Annotated in this window: 13 protein-coding genes and 1 pseudogene; 9 read left to right on the top strand and 5 right to left on the bottom strand. The window is 56.2% G+C overall.

What is annotated here, in order from left to right; translation table 11 throughout:
• The first annotated feature begins 33 nt into the window (after positions 1-33).
• The 3 genes and pseudogenes from MUN86_RS25230 to MUN86_RS25220 all read left to right on the top strand — a co-directional run bounded on the left by MUN86_RS25230 (position 34) and on the right by MUN86_RS25220 (position 3740).
• Positions 34-1947, top strand: a complete 1914-nt coding sequence (locus tag MUN86_RS25230; protein WP_245126322.1) for a hybrid sensor histidine kinase/response regulator transcription factor — start codon at positions 34-36, stop codon at positions 1945-1947.
• 103 nt (positions 1948-2050) lie between these two features.
• A complete protein-coding gene (locus MUN86_RS25225) occupies positions 2051-2530 on the top strand; it encodes a helix-turn-helix domain-containing protein (RefSeq protein WP_245126320.1) in 480 nt (159 codons plus the stop codon).
• Between the two features lie 89 nt (positions 2531-2619).
• Positions 2620-3740 (top strand): annotated as a pseudogene (locus tag MUN86_RS25220) (FAD-dependent oxidoreductase).
• Positions 3741-3849: 109 nt separating this feature from the next.
• Here MUN86_RS25220 and MUN86_RS25215 read toward each other — a convergent pair.
• The 4 genes from MUN86_RS25215 to MUN86_RS25200 form a co-directional block, all read right to left on the bottom strand.
• Positions 3850-6225, bottom strand: coding sequence for a GH92 family glycosyl hydrolase (locus MUN86_RS25215; protein WP_245126318.1), 2376 nt, complete (start codon positions 6223-6225; stop codon positions 3850-3852).
• A 56-nt stretch (positions 6226-6281) separates the two neighbouring features.
• Entirely contained in the window at positions 6282-7586 is a 1305-nt protein-coding gene (locus tag MUN86_RS25210) for a sugar porter family MFS transporter (protein WP_245126316.1), read from the bottom strand.
• A 227-nt stretch (positions 7587-7813) separates the two neighbouring features.
• Positions 7814-8614, bottom strand: a complete 801-nt coding sequence (locus MUN86_RS25205; RefSeq protein WP_245126314.1) for a DeoR/GlpR family DNA-binding transcription regulator — start codon at positions 8612-8614, stop codon at positions 7814-7816.
• A gap of 66 nt (positions 8615-8680) precedes the next feature.
• The gene (locus MUN86_RS25200; protein WP_245126312.1) at positions 8681-10459 is read right to left on the bottom strand and encodes a class I mannose-6-phosphate isomerase; all 1779 of its coding nucleotides are present in this window, start codon (positions 10457-10459) and stop codon (positions 8681-8683) included.
• Between the two features lie 501 nt (positions 10460-10960).
• On the opposite strand from MUN86_RS25200, the gene MUN86_RS25195 reads away from it, so the two are divergent.
• The 5 genes from MUN86_RS25195 to MUN86_RS25175 all read left to right on the top strand — a co-directional run bounded on the left by MUN86_RS25195 (position 10961) and on the right by MUN86_RS25175 (position 15478).
• Positions 10961-11500 (top strand): TetR/AcrR family transcriptional regulator, encoded by a 540-nt coding sequence (locus tag MUN86_RS25195; RefSeq protein ID WP_245126310.1) that lies wholly within the window; start codon positions 10961-10963, stop codon positions 11498-11500.
• Between the two features lie 73 nt (positions 11501-11573).
• The gene (locus MUN86_RS25190) at positions 11574-12455 is read left to right on the top strand and encodes an alpha/beta fold hydrolase (RefSeq protein ID WP_245126308.1); all 882 of its coding nucleotides are present in this window, start codon (positions 11574-11576) and stop codon (positions 12453-12455) included.
• A 584-nt stretch (positions 12456-13039) separates the two neighbouring features.
• Positions 13040-14515, top strand: coding sequence for a MocR-like pyridoxine biosynthesis transcription factor PdxR (gene pdxR, locus MUN86_RS25185; RefSeq protein ID WP_245126307.1), 1476 nt, complete (start codon positions 13040-13042; stop codon positions 14513-14515).
• 164 nt (positions 14516-14679) lie between these two features.
• The gene (locus tag MUN86_RS25180; protein WP_245126305.1) at positions 14680-15015 is read left to right on the top strand and encodes a cupin domain-containing protein; all 336 of its coding nucleotides are present in this window, start codon (positions 14680-14682) and stop codon (positions 15013-15015) included.
• A gap of 115 nt (positions 15016-15130) precedes the next feature.
• Positions 15131-15478, top strand: coding sequence for a hypothetical protein (locus MUN86_RS25175; protein WP_245126304.1), 348 nt, complete (start codon positions 15131-15133; stop codon positions 15476-15478).
• Positions 15479-15716: 238 nt separating this feature from the next.
• Here MUN86_RS25175 and MUN86_RS32710 read toward each other — a convergent pair whose 3' ends face one another.
• Positions 15717-16862 (bottom strand): zinc-dependent alcohol dehydrogenase family protein, encoded by a 1146-nt coding sequence (locus tag MUN86_RS32710; RefSeq protein WP_441319124.1) that lies wholly within the window; start codon positions 16860-16862, stop codon positions 15717-15719.
• 545 nt (positions 16863-17407) lie between these two features.
• Between MUN86_RS32710 and MUN86_RS25160 the strand changes: the two genes are divergently transcribed.
• A complete protein-coding gene (locus MUN86_RS25160) occupies positions 17408-17713 on the top strand; it encodes a hypothetical protein (RefSeq protein WP_245126303.1) in 306 nt (101 codons plus the stop codon).
• Positions 17714-17768: the final 55 nt, after the last annotated feature.

The raw sequence follows: 17768 nt of genomic DNA, 5'->3' as shown, positions 1-17768 counted from the left end.
TTCTCTATTCACTACACGGCACTGGATTACACCTTGCCCCAGCAAAACCACTACGCCTACCAGCTAAAAGGCTTTGACCAGGGGTGGAATTACGTGGGTTCTACCACCACAGCCTACTACACCAACCTGGACCCGGGGGAATACGAGTTTCAAGTGAAAGCCAGCAATAACGACGGCATCTGGAACCCGGCCGGTACTTCCATCAAGATCGTCATTCATCCTCCTTTCTGGCGAACTTACTATGCTTACGTGTTGTACGTGGCCCTGTTTGGTTGTACCCTGCTTTACATTCGCTACCGGGGCATCAAGCAGTTGAAAAAGGAGTTCGAGCAAGAGCAAGAACGCAAACAGGCCGAACGGGTTCGGGAATTGGACTCGTTGAAAATCAAGTTCTTAACTAACCTAAGTCACGAATTCCGCACGCCCATCTCACTAATTCTAGCGCCGGCCAACAAGTTGATGGCCCAGCAAAAAGACCCGCAGAGCGCCGGCCAGCTGCAAGTAATCCAGCGCAATGCGCAGCGACTCTTGCATCTGGTTAACCAGCTGCTGGATTTTCGCAAGCTGGAAGAACACGAACTTCAACTGAATTTATCGGAGGGAGAAATTTCGTCTTTCGTGCGGGAAGTAACCAACTCGTTTCAGGATCTGGCCGAAATCAAGAAAATCAAGTTGTCGCTGCGCCTCCCCTCCGAGCAACTGTTTGTGTTGTTCGACTACGACAAGGTAGAGCGTATACTGGTTAACCTGCTTTCCAATGCGTTCAAGTTCACGCCCGAGGGCGGCAGCGTCCGCGTGGAACTCTCGGCCCTCCCGGCGCCGGCGGCCACACCGGAAACAACCATCCGGATTGAAGTTGCCGACACCGGCATCGGGATTTCCCCTAGCGAGCAGAATCTCATCTTCGAGCGCTTTTTTCAAGGGCACGAACTCGGTTCGGTATTAAACCAAAGCAGCGGCATCGGCCTCTCCATCACCAAAGAGTTTGCCGAACTGCACGGTGGCACAATTGCCGTGGCCAGTGAACTGAGCCAGGGCACCTCCTTCACTGTGGAGCTGCCGCTCGCAACGTTTGCCCCAGTGGTTGAGCAGGAAACTGAACTACCGGCCGAGGCGGCTTCAATAACAGAAAGTAAAAAGCCCGGCCGGCCAGTGAAAAAGCACAAAGGGGAAGAACTACCCCACTTGCTACTGGTAGAAGACGACGATGATTTCCGGTACTATCTGAAAGACAATCTTAAAGACAATTACAAAATCACCGATGTAATAAACGGCAAAGACGGCTGGTACAAAGCCCTGTCCTGCCACCCCGACCTGATCGTTAGTGATATTACCATGCCCTACATGGATGGGGTGGCATTGAGCCGTAAGCTAAAGTCGGATAAGCGAACCAGCCATATTCCCATCATCCTGCTAACGGGACTGACGCAAGATGGCGAGCAGTTGCGGGGGCTCGAATCCGGGGCCAACGACTACTTAACCAAGCCGTTCAACTTCGAGATTCTGCACGTTAGAATTAAGAATTTGCTGGAGCTGAATCGGGCGCTGAAAACCACCTACACCAAACAACTCCAAGTGGTCCCGAGTCCGGTGGAAATCGAGTCGAGCAGTGAGAAGTTTCTCAACAATGTGGTTCTCTACATCGAGAAAAACCTGAAGAACACCAACTTCTCGGTGGAAGACTTGAGTGACCATTTCGGCATGAGCCGGGGCTCGATGTACAATAAAATCCTGGAGTTGACGGGCATGCCACCCGTCGAGTTTATTCGCTCCTTTAAGCTGGACCGGGCAGCCGTGCTGCTGCAGGAAAGTGACCTTACCATCTCGGAGGTTGCGTACCGGGCCGGGTTTGCCACCCCTCATTACTTCACCAAGTCGTTTAAAGCCAAATTCAGCATCCTGCCCTCCGACTACCGGAAAAGCAAGAAGCAAGGATTGACTAGCTAGCCTCTGTCGTCTTGCATAAAAGTTAAGAGACGAACACTTGAGTGTGTAAGAAAACAAGAAACCATCGTGCCTTATTTTGGTAGAGTTGCCCGTACGTAACTAAGTGCAGTGCGCAGTTGAGGACGTACCGCTTATTGCGCATCCTCTTGCCCAGCTGCAAGCCTCGCTAGTGAGGGAAATTCGAGCAGGCAACGTAGCGGAGGCGCTGGTACAAGTACAACAGTACTTCCTGACTGCTCGGGCATGGATGGCTAGTGACAAGCTGCTAGTTCAAGCGGGTGGGGCAATGCGGGAAGCCAACGGCACTCTCCCAGTTAGTAAAGTGGCAGCCACCGCGCATGCCACGGTTCGGACCCTAGAGCGAAGGTTTAAGCAAGCGGCGGGGCATACAGTAAAAGACGTATCCTCCCTGATGCGCTTCGAGCAAGTACGCAACCACTTATGGCAGCACCCGGATGTTAACTTAGCCGGCCTGGCGCAGGAGCTAGGGTATGCTGATCAAGCCCACCTGAGCCGGGAATTCAAGCGCTACAGCGGCACCACGCCCGCGGCTTTCGCGCGCAAAGCCAAAAGCAGAAAATAGGCGCTACATCCCGGTTTTGTCGCGTTTGTACAAGCCTAGCACAAGCTTGAGGCGGAATTTTGTGTTGCAATCATCAGCAATGCAACATCATGTTACTACAGAACAAGCAAGTAGCCATTCTCGGCGCGGGACCCGTTGGGCTGACCATGGCCAAATTACTGCAGCAAGAAGGCATCGCAGTAAGGGTTTACGAACGAGACCAAGACGCTCAAGCCAGGATTTGGGGAGGTACCCTCGATCTACATAAAGAGTCAGGACAAAAAGCCCTGCAAAAGGCCAGATTGCTGGAAACCTATTTTGCCAGGGCAACTCCCATCGGCAGAACTATTGCTGATCATCAAGGTACCGTGTTGTTCACCAAGGAACCAGCACCCGAGAATCCAGAGATAAATAGAAACGATTTAAGAACGCTCTTGCTGGCTAGCTTACCCATCGATACCGTTGTTTGGGACCGAAAATGGACCGGCTTGGAAGAACGCAACGGAAGATGGCAATTGCACTTTGAAAATCAGACGACGGCAACCGCCGATGTGGTGATTGTAGCGAATGGTGGAATGTCCCAGGCAAGAAGCTATATCACAGACGCCGCAGTCGAGAATACCGGCACTTTTATTATCCAAGGCGAGGTAGCTAACCCGCAGGTAAATTGCCCGGAGTTCTATCGCCTGTGCAACGATACCATCCTAATGACTGCCTACAACGGCAATATGCTAGTGGCAAATCCTAGCAACAACGGCGTGCTGACTTACAACGTGGTTTTCAGCCAGCCAGCAGAATGGGGTGAGCCCGATACGTTAACCTTCCAGAATACCGCTGGCATTAAATCGTTCCTCAGCAGTAGGTTCGCTGCTTGGGACGAGCTCTACAAACATCTGTTTAATTCAACATCCGCTTTTTGGGGTTGCCGACAAGAAAGTTGCCGTTGGAAAAGCCCTGGAAACAGGCTCGTCTGCTGCCCATAACGCTTATTGGAGACGCTGCCCATCTAATGCCGCCCTTCGCCGGTCAGGGTGTCAACACCGGACTAATAGACACGTTGATTTTAACTGATAACCTCACGAACGGAAAGTACCACAGCATATCAGCGGCTATTGCCGACTACGAACAAAAGATGCTTGTGTACGCCAGAGCAGCACAACGGGAATCAGCTGACAACGAACTAGTGATGCGGCAACCCGACTTCTCTTTCCAACAACTCATCAGACCATAAACCTGAACTCCCGCGGTGGACGATGCGAGGAGGCTTACTGCTCTATTTAGTATGCCTACCAATACCGCATCTATTTGTTATCCAGCAAGTCTTTGCCTGTGAGTTTACACTATTGCACCGAAGGCGGTGGGGTCTTCGTGCCCCAGGTTTTGTTGGGCTGGCTGCCCATGGTAAACACCAATTTGCCTCCTTGCATGAGCTCGTCGCGGTACAGCCAGCAGTTGGTTAGCGGCTTGCCGTTCAGCTCCGCGCTCTGCACGTACACGTTTGCTTTGGCGGTGTTTTTGGCTTCGATTACCAGCTTTTTCTGGTTGCCCAATTGAATGGTAGCCTTGCTGAAAAGAGGACTACCTAGCTCAACAATGGGACGCGCATCGGTGAAGCCTTTCACGTCGAACAAGCCCAGCGCGCTGATAACGTACCACGAACCTAGCTGGCCCTGGTCTTCGTCTTGCCCATAGCCGTAGCCATGAATGGGCTCGGTGCCGTAAAATTCGTCGCAAATCTGGCGGGTCCATTTCTGCGTCAGCCAGGGCTGACCGGAAAAGTTGAACAGCCAGCTGATGTGCAGGCAGGGTTGGTTGCCGTGGTTGTAAATGGCCTTGATGCCGGCAAAAGCATCTATTTCTTTGCCGCCCCCAAAGCCGGTTTTGGCCGAGGCGGTGAAGAGGCTGTCGAGGCGGTTGTTGAACTTGTCGCGGCCCAGCGCCGCAACAAGCTCGGCGGGGTTTTGCGGCACGTAGAAGGTGTACTGCATGGCGTTGCCTTCCTGGAAGCCGCGCCACGGCTCATACGGGTTGAAATTGTTCACGAAGCTGCCATCGGCCAGCTTGGGCCGCATGAGCTTGTTCTGCGGATTCAGAATCTTTTTCCAGCCGTTGGAGAGCTTAATGAGCTGCTCGTAGTCGGCCTTCTTGCCCAACGATTTCGCCATTTGAGCGGCGGCGAATGCACTGTAGCTGTACTCGAGCGTGTGCGAATTAGAGAAATACGAGCCCGTGGAATCACTCTTATACCAAACGCCCTGGTCCTGCTTGTAATTTTCCTTGAAGGGCACGTAGCCGTACTGCGTAAACGCTTTCACGTCCATCTTGCCCGAGCCAAACGGGCGGTTGCGCCAGTTCAATTCGTTGGCGCGCACGGCTTGGTAGGCCAGGTTCACGTCGTAGTTGCGGATGCCGGCCTGGTAGGCCGCCGCCACGGCCAGCCCCACGAAATTGGTGCCTACCCCCGATACAAACTCGCTGTTCACCAACCCATCGCCGAACCAGCCTTTGTCGCGGTACACTTGCAGTTGGGTGTTCACGTAGTTGCCGTACCACTCGGGGTACGACAAGGCCCAGAGCTGCGTAATATTCCAGTAGCCGCCCCAGATGGCATCGGTGTTGATGAACTCGGGCTTGGGGCCGGGGCCGCTGGCCACCAACTTTCCTACTTGGCCGCCATGCTTGGGGTAGTCGCCATTCACGTCGCTGGCAATGCCGCGCCCCAGCAGGGCGTGAAACAGGCCGGTGTAAAACTTGGTTTTGTTTTGCTCGTCGGGGCCTTCCACCGCTAGTTTACCTAGCTCTCGCTGCCAGGTGGCCTGCGCGGCGGCGCGGGCTTGGTCGAAGGTCAAGCTCCCGGCCTCGGCCAGCAAATTGGCTTTCGCATTGGCAATGGACGTGTACGAAAGGCCCACTTTCATTTCAATCTTTTCCTGCTCGCTGGTTTGGTAGTTGAGCACCAAGCCCGCGCCCTTGCCCGTGGCCGAGTTCTGGTTTGCCTGCGTGCCGGCGGCCGTAAAAGCGCCCACACTAGCTGGCTGCTTGCTGATTTCCCCGTAGAAGTACATGTTCACCTTGCCTGCCGGGTCGTAGGTTTGCACGTACTTGGGGTACGTACTCACGAAGCCTTCCACGTGCGTGGCGTCCACCATTCGGATGCTGGCATCCGTCACTTCCCCGCTCTCACCTTGTTTGTTGCCGATGTCGAGGATGAGGTGCGCCTGGTTGTTTTTGGGAAAGGTGTAGCGGTGAAAACCCACCCGCTTGGTGGCCGTCAGCTCAGCCGTGATGTTGTAGTCGTCGAGCAGCACGCGGTAGTAGCCGGGTTCGGCCACCTGGTTTTTGCGGTCGAAGCGCGAGCGGTAGCCGGTAGCCGGCCCTTCCAAGTCGCCGGGCTTTACGCGCAACTCGCCCGTGGTGGGCATAAAGCTCACGCCGCCTGCCTGCCACTCGTGAAAGTGCACAAACCCCTCAATAGAATTCTGCCGGGTGTCGTAGCCCACGGCTTCCCAGCCCGAGGCGTTGCCGTAGTGGCCGTTGGTGGAGGGCGCCAGCTTGGCCATGCCGTAGGGCACGGCCGCCGGGGTGTAGAAGAACCAGCGGCTGTGCGCCGTACCGATGTTGGGGTTCACGTACTTGAGTACGTTCTGCGCGTGGGTTCCGCTCGTGTTCAGTAGCAGCACTAAGGATAAAACGCCGGCAGGAAAAGACAGCTTCATAAGTAAGAGGAAGGAATAGGATGACGTAGCGCGACACACAAGGGAAAGCTGCTTGGCTACTGCCAGCCGCGCTCAATTTCTTCTAGGCTCCGGCCTTTGGTTTCGGGCACGGCCCGCCACACAAAGCCGAAAGTGAAGGCCGAAAGCACCGCGTAGAGCCCGAAAGCGCCGGTTAGGCCCGCAGCTTTCACCAACGACAAAAACGTGAACGAAATAAGGGTACAGGCTACCCAGAGGGCAACCGTGGCCAGCGAAGCAGCCCGGCCGCGCACGGCGTTCGGGAAAATCTCGGTGATAACCACCCACACGCCCGGACCCAACCCTACCGCGAAACACGCCACGTAAAGCATGATGAGCCCGAGCAACCACGGCCCCGGCGCGTGCAGTTGCAACGCCACAACCAGGGCGCCCAGGGTTAGCGCCATGCCGCCCGACGCAAACAGCAGTAGCGGCTTGCGCCCTACCCGGTCGATAACAAACAAGGCCACGATGGTGCCGGCGAAGTTGATGCCCCCAATAAGCGCATTGGCACCAATAGCCGACGAAGCGCTTTGCCCGCTGTGCTCGGTGAAAATAATCGAGCCGTAGTAGAGAATAGTATTGATGCCCGTGATTTGCTGGAGCACTGCCAACACCACCGCAATCCGCAGCGGCCGGCGCAGGCGCGGCTGGTACAGATTGGCTTCCTCGCCGCGCTCGGCCGCTAAAGCAGCCTGAATCTCGGCCGCCTCCGTGGCCGCGGCCACCGGGCCGTTGAGGCGGGTTAGAGTGTTCAGAGCTTCCACTTCGCGGCCCCGACCCAGCAGCCAGCGGGGGCTTTCGGGCACGAGCAGCAGCGTAAGCATAAACAACACCGAAGGCAGGGCCGCCGACGCAAACATCCACCGCCACGAGGCCATGCCCAAATCCGCGAGAAAGTAGCTGGCTACGTAAGCCAACAAGATGCCCGTGACGATAGCCAATTGGTTGAGCGTCACGAGTTGCCCACGGATGCGGGCTGGCGCAATTTCGGCAATGTAGAGCGGCACCAGCAACGAGGCCACCCCAATAGCCAGGCCCCCCGCAACCCGCGCTACCACAAACTCGGTGAGCGTGCGCGGCACCGCCGCCGCCAAAGCCGAAAGTGTGAACAGCGCCGCCGCCCCAAACAGCAAGCGGCGCCGCCCGTACCGGTCGGTGAGCCAGCCGGCAAGGGCCGCCCCGATTACCGCCCCAAACAGGATGCTGCTAGCCGCCCACTCGGTTTGCGAGTCGTTCAGGTTGAAGTCCTTTTTCAAGAAAATCAAGGCACCGTTGATGATGGCCGTGTCGAAACCGAAGAGCAACCCGCCCAGCGCCGCCACGGTGGCAATCAAGTACACGTAACTCGCACTCCCGGCCGGCCCGGCCCGGGCGGGTGCGGGCCAGCAGCGGATGCGCGAAGCAGAGAACCGGGAGCAGCTGAAAGAGGCATAGTGGGTGGGCAGTAAAGGCGGTGAGAATCAAGGTGAAAGCAGTAGACTGGTGCTAGGCTTGCGGGTTGTTCGGGCGCACCCCGTCTTCCCTGGCTGCTGGCAAGCCAAGTAGCTGAGTTGCTACGCCAGGGGCGTCAGGCCAGCAGCACTTCTATTCCGAGTTCCCGAAAAGGAGCTAGTTGGGCTTCACTGGCGCCCGTGTCGGTGATGAGCTGGTGTATATCAGTAATAGGACAGATCAGCGAACTAGCAACCGTACCCAACTTGGTGTGATCGGCCACCACAATGCGCTGTTTGGCTTGCCGCACCATCACTTGAATTACGGCGGCTTCCTCGGGGTGCAACGAGGTCAAGCCCTTTTGGGCGTCGATGCCATTGACGCCGATAAAGATTTTATCGACAAAGAATTGGCTGAGCGCCTGCGTGGTGGCCGGCCCTACCAACGAAAACCAGCCGCCGGTCAAAAAGCCGCCCGTCACAAACACGCGCACGTCGTTGCGGTGGCTTAGCTCCATGGCCACGTTCACGGTGTTGGTGACAACCGTTACGTTGGCCCCGGGCCGCAAACTGCGCGTAACCTGCGTGGTGGTGGTGCCAGCCGTGAGCGAGATGATTTCGCCGGGTTGAATAAGAGCGGCCGCGGCGAGCCCAATGCGCCGCTTCTCGGCTAGGTTGCGGTCGATTTGCTCGTGAAAGCTGGAATCGTAACGAAAGGGCTCGTAAAGCAGGGGCTCCCGCGGCACGGCCCCGCCGTGGGTGCGTCGCAGCCAACCCCGCTGCTCTAGCTCCATCAGGTCGCGCCGCACGGTAGCCACCGACACGCCAAAGAGCGCGGCCAGTTCATCGACGGCGACGGTGCCCGTATGCAGCAGCTTCTCCACTATGGTTTGCGCACGTACCGCGGCGGCGTTGTCGGGAGTTAATAAGTCAGACATGATAAGAAACGGTTGCTGAAGGTGATTTTACCAAGAAACACGGCCGCCCGGCAATTAGGCGCTTCACTACGCCCCGGTTCGCACGTAGGCTTTCATGGTGGCGCACTCGGTGCCGGTTGCCGGGCCGTGGGGCCGGATGGTGTAGGACCCCACGGCCGCCGGCACGATAAACGTTTCGGCGTAGTGCACCACAAAAGGCTCGAAAGCATTGCTTGGGCTCTCGACGAGGGCCTCCGCGCCTTGCACCAGATTGAGTACCTGCACGCCGCCGTGGGTGTGGTGCGGCACTACGTCCGTAAACCAGTGGCGGCGCGTTTCAATGAATTCCCGCTCGTGCAGACCGGTGCGCTCTTCCTGCCAGCCGGGGCCCGAGGCCACGGGCACTATGGGATTGACGAGGTGCTGCTCTACCCAGGCCGTAGTACGGTCGGGCTGGATATTGGCCGCGCCGTGGGTTAAGTGAATGGGCCGGGGGCGGCCGTCGAGGCCCAGCCGGCCCCAATCCCAGAGCTTGAAAGTGAAAATGTACGGCGTGGCTGAAATTTCCAGCACCATCCCGTTCGCCCCCGAGCAGTGAATGGTGCCCGCCGGAATCAGAAAATGGTCGTGTGGGCGCGCCGGAAACTCGTTGATGTACTCGGTTACGGGAAAAGGTGCCGTAGCGTCCTTTTGGGCGCGCTCTAAGTCGGCGAGCATCGCCGGGAAATCCACGTTTTCTTTTAACCCCAAGTACACCACGGCTCCTGGTTCGGCATCCAGCATGTAGTAGCTTTCGTCTTGGGTGTACGTCAGGCCAAAGTGGTCCTGTGCGTACTCAGTAAGCGGGTGCACTTGCAACGACAAGTTGCCACCGCTCATGGTATCAAGAAAGTCGAAGCGAATAGGAAACTCCGTGCCGAAGCGCCCGTGCACGGCCTCCCCGAGCAGTTCGCGGGGGTGGGCAAAAACCAGATTGATGCTCGGGATTTCCACGCGGGTTTCGCCAAAGCCCAGCAGCAGCGAGTTTTCTTCGGGCACGCAATCAAAGCCCCACGCGTAGTTAGCCGGGCCGTCGGGCAAATCGCAGACTTCACGCAGCCACTGCCCGCCCCAGGGGCCGGGGTCGAAAAACGGCACCACCCGAAACGGGCGCCGCGCAGCCGCCGCCAGTCCGGCCCGCAAGTCGGCACCGCGAATAAGCTTGGGGGCGGCGGGGTCGTTGGTGTCGAGCAGGAAGTCGGCGCGGGGCAATACCTGCTTTTTCAACCGGTCAGCGGCCCGCCAGTCCACGAAATAGGCCCGCTTGTACTTGAGGCTGGCTTTCTCCGTGAAATTGTCGCTGCCCAGATTGGCGATTTCGCTGCGGCGCTGCCGCAGCTGGATTTCCCAGCGGGCCAGGTCGGCGTACACGACGACAGTGGGGGTAGGATACACCAGCGTGGCCCCGGTACCCACTATCACTACCAACTGCGCGGCGGCCACCTGAGTTAACGCCGCTTGCGCGGCTTGCAATTGCTGCGGATCGAAGAAATCAGCTATGGTCAGCCCATTAAGCCGACCGAAGACGGGGTCGTCGGTGAGGGGACCGGCTACTAGCGCATCTATTTCGGTGGGGGAATAATACAGGTCGTCGGCAATCAGGCACTGACTTGGCTGCAAGGCATGCACTAGCTCCTGTTGCAGTTGCTGCAGGTTGGTGCCGGGGTAACATTCTACTGCTAGCACCAGCGGTTGGTCTGAGGCAGCCGACTCAGCTTGTAGCGCCGTTCGCAACGCTTCGATGATGGCCGGCCAGCCAACCTGACAAGCATCAGCCTCCGTCGTTACCGCTACGAAAGGAAACTTGTCGTAATTGGAGGAGCGCATAGAGGTAATACCTGGAAATAAGAGAAAAGTGTAAGGGCATTGTTAGCCACAAACCAACACCATGAAGTTCTTGTGCGCAGCATTAACAAATCAATATGAGTCTGTATCCACAAATATTGACAATAAAAATGTTTGTTTAATATCAAAACGAGCAAATAAATTTTCTTTTGATTAAACAACCCATCCGTTTTGATTAATGCCAACTATTCAGACTTTCAAATTGGGCTGCTTACCCAGCCTGTTATTAGAATATCATTTGCGCTCTTCTCTCTCGTTACCCATTCTTCTCATTCCGATAGCCGACACAGGTTCTGCTGAAATCATGTGGCACTTGTGATACTTGACTGATTTCACCCCTTACTCGTTCTTCTGCAAGGAGGCCTGCAGGTCGATACCTCCTATGGAAAGGTGTAGTAGGTATTGCAATACACTTAAAAAGTAAACGAAAACTAAAACCATACAGACTTGTCTGTTTTTAGTTTTTACATTTATATTTGTCCTGTGAAAACGAAAGCCACCGCCAACGTCCGCCAACGGATACTCGAAACTGCTGCTCGGCTCTTCTATCAGCAGGGCTACCCACTTACGGGCATCAACCAACTCATTGCTGAAGCAGATGTGGCCAAAGCCAGTCTCTACCAACATTTTCGAACCAAAGACGAAATTCTTCTTGCTTACCTCCAGCAAGCGAGCCAGCAATGGTTTCAACAGGTAGCCGAAGCTACCGCCAGTGGCACCACTCCAAAAGCCAAGGTGCTAGCCGTGTTCGACATGCTACATGATTTTCTCGTGACCGAGAACTTCCGCGGCTGCAACTTCCAAAATGCCCTTCTGCAATTGCCACCTGAGGAAACGCAAGTGCGTGCCTTTATTCAAGAACACAAAGTCCGAATAGGACGGGTATTCAACGAAATACTAAACGATACCGCGTTGGCAGAGGAAATGGCGTTGCTTTTCGAAGGGGCTTTGGTTAGCAGCCAGACAATCGGGAATCCGGCACCCGTAGCCACCGCCCGCCGTGTAACAGAGCGCCTCTTGTAAAGTTTTTTAGTAGACAGACTGTTCTGTTTTTTGAAACGCTTTCATACTTACAAATCCTTAATCCTTAAATCCCATGGAAACTACTCACCTCCCACGCACCACCGTGCGCTTTAACACCATCGCCGTTGATGGCCTAGATATTTTCTACCGCGAAGCCGGAAATCCGGCGCACCCTACCCTCCTACTGTTGCACGGCTTCCCTACGTCTTCGCACATGTTTCGGGACTTGCTGCCGCTACTCGCAGACCGCTACCACCTAGTTGCGCCCGACCTGCCGGGTTTCGGTTTCTCCGACGCCCCGTCCCGAACCGATTTTGCCTACACCTTCGACCATTTAGCCGAAGTAATCGAGGCCTTCACGGAAGCAGTGAAGCTGACGCGCTACGCGCTGTACGTTTTTGATTACGGTGCACCCGTAGGGTTTCGCCTGGCGCTGACTCATCCCGAGCGCATCACTGCGCTTATCAGCCAAAACGGCAACGCCTACAAAGAAGGTCTGCACGACGGGTGGCACCCCATCCAGAAATACTGGGCCCAGCCTACCCCTGAAAATCGAGAGGCCCTGCGCGAAATGCTAACTCCGGAAGCCACGCGCTGGCAGTACACCTATGGGGTAACCAACCCCAGTCAGATTGCGCCCGAAGCTCCCGCGCTAGACAATGCCCTGCTGGCTCGGCCAGGCAACGACGAAATACAGCTCGACCTCTACGGCGATTACCAACACAACGTGGCACTGTATCCGCGCTTTCAAGAATACTTTCGCACCTATCACCCACCTATGCTGGCGGTGTGGGGCGAGCACGATCCTTTTTTTCGGCCTATCGGCGCGGAAGCATACCGCCGCGACAATCCTACCGCGGAAGTACACCTACTCGATACGGGCCATTTTGCCTTAGAAACCCACGCAACCGAAATTGCCGACCTTATCCGAGACTTTTTGGCGCGCGTGCTGTAGGTCGGGGCTATGTATGACCAGGGCCGGTAACCTTTGTTCAAAGCGAACGGCCTTAAACCAAGGTGAAGCAGCGGTCATCACTAGCGGTAACAGCGGCATTAGCTTGGGCAATACTCGAGATTGAAGAACGAAGGCGCCGAAAAGTTCAGCGTGGGCCGCAACCGGGAAACGTTAGTCACTGCAATCAGGCAACACGCATAGTCTCCCGACGCCGTTGAAAGTATCCTGTGCGTTCAAGTTACGCGCAGTCCGGCCGGTTTCGACCAGCAACCGAAGCGCTACGCTGCCGGTTAGCGCTCCGCGCGAGCGGTGGGCTTAGCCGGCCCGGTTGCCAGTGGGTTGCAGCGAGTAAGGCCTCTGACAAAACACTCACATCGTGCCATAATGCTCGGTAGGCGCGAGGGAAGTCAAGCTTCACCACCTCTTTATGCGAGAACGAAGAAGATTCCATAGTAAGTAGACTGGGGGCACCTGCCATTGCGCCAGGCTCTGGCGTGGCGTTAAACAAGTATTTTCTAAGCCAAACCTACTACCTTACCGGTCTGCTGTCTAGATCCAGTTTGCCTATACTCACCGGTCCGGTTATGCTGCCCTACCAAACGCTTATTACTTTGCGGCGCGCCAGTGCCAGCACGCTCAGCCAGCAACTCACGGCGGCTTTTATTCAATTAATTCAACAGGGATTGCTGCCTGCCAAAGCCAAGCTGTCAGGCACCCGCAGCTTGGCGCAGCAACTCGGCATCAGCCGCCAAACCGCTATTACGGCCTTCGATGAACTAGCCGCTCAGGGGTGGATCGAACAGCATGCCTCCTCGGGGGCCTTCGTGCGCGCCTGCATCCCTATCGTGCAGCCGCAAGCCCTACCCGGTTTGCCTGCTGAACCTGGCCCGGCCCGAGCAGGCTTTGCCTTTGCCCGCAGATCATCGTCTACATCGGAAGCGTTACCAGACCCAACTCACCTTGTTCTCGGCGCAGGCTGTGCCGACCACCGCCTGGCCCCGCTCGCTTCGCTGGCCCGCAAGTACCGGTCCGTATGTCAGCGGCCAAACAATCGCCGACTATTTGGCTATACCGAGCCCAGCGGCAGCCGGGCACTACGCCAACACCTAGCCCACTACCTCCACGACACCCGCGGAGTGCAGGCTCAACCGGAAACCTTGTTCATCACTCGCGGAAGTGGCATGGCCATGTATCTAGTGGCTCAGCTCTTGCTGCAACCCGGCGATGCTGTCATTGTAGGGGACCGCAGCTACTCGAACGCTGACGAGCTGTTCGAGCACCACGGCGCGCACCTCGTGCGAGTGCCCGTGGATGCGCAAGGCATTAGCGTGAACGAGGTAGAAGCCGCGTGTCAACGACAGGCCATCCGGCTGCTGTACATCACGCCGCATCACCACTATCCTACTACAGTCACGCTTGTTGCCGAGCGCCGGGTGCGCCTACTGCAATTGGCCGAGCAGTACGATTTTGTGGTTCTGGAAGACGACTACGATTTCGACTTTCATTATGCCAGTAGTCCGATTCTGCCGCTGGCCAGCGCCGACCGCCACGGCCGGGTGCTCTACGTGGGCTCGCTAAGCAAGGTACTGGCGCCTGCCTTCCGCGTAGGATACGTGGTGGGGCCACCCGACCTAATTGCCGAAATGGGGTATTTGCGCCACCTAATCGACCATCAAGGTGATACTTTGCTCGAGCAAGGCATTGCCGAACTCTTTGCCGAGGGCGAGCTGCTGGCACATTTAAAACGAGCCAACAAAATTTATCAGCAGCGGCGCGACGTGTTTTGCGAGTTGCTGCATACGCACTTGGCCGGACGCTTCTCATTTACCCTGCCAGAGGGCGGCATGGCGGTCTGGGGGGAATTTGCCCCGGACATCGACTTGCCGCAGCTCAGCGCGCAGTGCCGGCAGCAAGGTCTGTGGCTGAGTGACGGGCGTCGCTACCAAACGGCGGCCGAAGCTCGCCCCTCGCACCTGCGCCTAGGGTTTGCGGCCCTTACGGTTGAAGAGCTAACGCAAAGCGTGCACATTCTAGCAAAAGCCCTACAGGCTACTTCATGACTGGACAGTAGCCATACGAGCTACACCTATTGGGGGCCTCTCGGCGCAAAGCAACTAAAAGACCTGCTGCAAGATTAGGAAGCGGCTCTGCCCCTACTTGCAAAAAAGCTTTGAACTAGCTTGATCTACCTTTGACAACCCGCTCGCCGCTAATCTATCCGCTGATGCAAATACCACCCCTGACCCTGGTAGACGTCCGCCAGGAAACACTCGGCATCGACGCCTACCACAACGTGCCGCTTTCGCTGGTCAATGACCATGTCGTCCGGCTCAGCATCATGACCGAGCCTTACTCGTGGCATTACCACCCCAACAGTGATGAAGTCTTCCTTTGCATCGAGGGCATCGTGTGCATCGACCTGGAAGAACGAACCGTGGAAGTAAGCCCCGGTCAGCTGTTTGCTATTCCGGCCACCGTGCGCCACCGCACGCGGCCTAAGGGTCCCCGGTCGGTGAACCTCACGTTTGAACGAGCCGAGATGGAAACCATCTTCTCCTAGTCTGTTTGGGGAAGAGTCGGCTCGTGCGCCTGATGCATCTTTCAGGAGGCAACAGACAGGTAGTTGTGCACCAAGAGAGCAAACTTCCGACTTAGAATGTCGTTTCTTGCCAAGTATGGCAGAACAAGACGAGAAAACGAGAAAAAAGCAGTTAGAGCAGCTACTGTGGAGTCCCTACGATGACAACCATCTAAAGCAGTTCGATTTCGAGGACGGGTGCGTCTATATGGTCTATACCGTGAAAGACAATCCTGAAACCAATACAGCCTCTGACGTAATTCGCTTAGTAGGAACCTACCCGATTAAAAGTGAAAGTGGCAGCATCCATTGGGAAAATGTATGGCAGGATTTTCCGGTGACAGATCCGAGTGACGCCGCCATGATGCTGCTTGTTTTCAATCAGGAATACGCGCACAAATGGCGGGAGGAAAGAAAGGAGCAATCCAACCAGCCCAACTACTAAGCTTTCCTAGCCAGGCAGCATTTACCTGAAAAGATGAAACCCCAAGACTGGTAGGTCAAGGGGCTTCTGGGAAGTAGATGATTCAGGTAGAGCCGTAGAAATCATGCCTCATCATTCATTTTACAGGGTAATGAAGCTTTCCTACTGGAATAAAGAGGTGGCAAGTAACTCCTACCAGTTGAAGCGCTTGTCGGCATTGCTTTCTACAGGTGCTTGGGAGAGCGTTCCGCAAGGTCAGCTACCCAAGAAAACCTAGGTAGTTTCCCAGGTGCCATAACCAGGCTCCATTGGCGAACAGCAATGGTTCGGAGGTGAGATTACCGCTAGGACCATGGCTGCTTTCTACCACGACCAATAGATCGAAATCAATGGGAAGATACTTGCACGACAATTTTGCCGAAGTGCGAGCCACTGCCCATGTAAGCCAACGCTTCCTTGGCTTCCTCGAACGGAAATGTTCGATCGATAATGGGTTTGCGGTGGTTGCGGTCGAAAGCGTGCATGATATCGGTGAGCATCTGGGTGCTGCCCACGTAGATGCCTTGCAGACGTTGGGTGTTGAGGGGCACGGCCCCCAGGTTCGGCGCTTCGTCGTTGGGCCCACCCACGGCCCCGATCTGGAAGATGCTGCCCCCGCTTTCAGCGCTTTGATCGAGCGGGCCAGTTGACCAGCCACTTCTAGTACGTGGGTTACGCCCTCACCCGCGGTTAGCTCGCGGACCTGGTCTTCCCAGTTGGGCGTTTGTTTGTAGTTGATGAGGTGGTCGGCACCCAGGGCCTGCGCTTGGGTTAGCTTTTCGTCGGAGCTGGAAGTAATGATAACCTGGGCGCCGAGAAGTTTGGCAATTTGTAGGCCGAAGATGGATACGCCGCCGGTGCCTTGCAGCAGCACCGTATCGGTGGGTTGAAGCTGCCCTTGCACGACCAGCGCGTGCCAGGCCGTAACGCCAGCGCACGGAAAAGCCGCCGCTTCCTCGAAGGAAAACGAGTCGGGCACTTTGGTTACGGCCGCTTCTGGAAAACACACGTACTCGGCCAGTACGCCGTCGGTACTACCCCCAAGGGAGCGGGCAGTTTTGGTGGCCGAAAAAGCGCCATCGTGCCAATCCGGGAAGAAATTAACGGCCACTCGGTCGCCGACCTTGAACTTGGTAACGCTAGCCCCGACTTCGCTGACCAGCCCCGCCGCATCGCTAAACGGAATGAAGGGCAGTTTCTCGCCAGGATAGCCGAACCAGCCGTTGGCCAGAGCCCAATCGCGGAAGTTAAGCGAGACGGCCTGCACGCGAATCTTTACTTCGTGGTCGCGAGCCGTGGGCTCATCGTATTCACCAATTTTGAAATTTGCTAGGTTCTTGGGGGCGTGCAGCTGGTAGGCTTTCATAATGGCAGTGGTAGTGAGTAGGGCCCCAACAACCCGTAGGCATCATCAATTGTTAGCTACCCCAGGCTTGCATCTTCTTTAGACAAAGAAACCAGCTCTATTTAGGCTGGCTTTGCATGGGCACAGGTTCGTGAGGTTAGCGGACAGCTGGAACGTACATGGTTCCTCAACTCCCTACATACACCGAGGCTGGCTCAGGAAGTATTGCAGTGCAATTGGTGCATGGCTTTTAAATAAATGGCCAAGGCTAGCTGACACTCTGTTTGGACATCACTCAGGCTAGGATTTTTTGCTACCCTATCAACACGCAGTCCAACCCGAATCAGCGCAGCAAAAGCTTGCGTCGCTTCCTGTTCACTGCACTGACCACCGAATCGAGTCTACGACATAACCATCGGCACGCTGCTCGATGAGCAGAATGCCGATGGTCTGGCCTCTACTACCAACCTCAGGCGCCAAACAAGGCTCTGCTCGCTGCACTTACGTGCCACCAGGTCACCTACCGCTGGCGAGTAGGCGACGAGACTAAGGCTACGTTCCGCGCCGTGGATGGCACCCCGATGAAAGCGGTGGCTTTCTCGCCTTATGATGTGGTAGGCTTGGCAACGGCAACCGGCGCGGCAAACATGCATTTCTATCTCGCGATTGAGGAAAGCTCCACCCGCCACCGCGGTGACCCGCTCTCGTCCGATATTGTTATTGAACTCGCGGGCGAAGATCCGGCGGGTCAGCCACTGCGCACCCGGCATGCAGTGGTTCATCCGCAAGAACAGATGCCGCTGACAGGCCTCGGCGCAGCCCTAATACTGGCTTACTCTGAAGTAGCAGATTATAAAGGAACTGTGCCTTAAACGACAAGAAGCCTAGTCGGCCAATGGACAGACTAGGCTTCCTTCTCACCCAACG

Origin of the sequence: Hymenobacter volaticus, from assembly GCF_022921055.1 — a bacterium.
Classification (GTDB): Bacteria; Bacteroidota; Bacteroidia; order Cytophagales; family Hymenobacteraceae; genus Hymenobacter; species Hymenobacter volaticus.
Note: the sequence above shows the minus strand (reverse complement) of the source record. Positions and strands in the feature narration are given on the sequence as shown.

Excerpts from the sequence above, each read along its gene's own strand:
- MUN86_RS25200 (WP_245126312.1), bottom strand. The coding sequence starts at position 10,459 with ATGCGCTCCTCCAATTACGACAAGTTTCCTTTCGTAGCGGTAACGACG.
- MUN86_RS25180 (WP_245126305.1), top strand. The coding sequence starts at position 14,680 with ATGCAAATACCACCCCTGACCCTGGTAGACGTCCGCCAGGAAACACTC.
- pdxR (WP_245126307.1), top strand. The coding sequence starts at position 13,040 with ATGCTGCCCTACCAAACGCTTATTACTTTGCGGCGCGCCAGTGCCAGC.
- MUN86_RS25205 (WP_245126314.1), bottom strand. The coding sequence starts at position 8,614 with ATGTCTGACTTATTAACTCCCGACAACGCCGCCGCGGTACGTGCGCAA.
- MUN86_RS32710 (WP_441319124.1), bottom strand. The coding sequence starts at position 16,862 with ATGAAAGCCTACCAGCTGCACGCCCCCAAGAACCTAGCAAATTTCAAA.
- MUN86_RS25215 (WP_245126318.1), bottom strand. The coding sequence starts at position 6,225 with ATGAAGCTGTCTTTTCCTGCCGGCGTTTTATCCTTAGTGCTGCTACTG.
- MUN86_RS25190 (WP_245126308.1), top strand. The coding sequence starts at position 11,574 with ATGGAAACTACTCACCTCCCACGCACCACCGTGCGCTTTAACACCATC.
- MUN86_RS25175 (WP_245126304.1), top strand. The coding sequence starts at position 15,131 with ATGGCAGAACAAGACGAGAAAACGAGAAAAAAGCAGTTAGAGCAGCTA.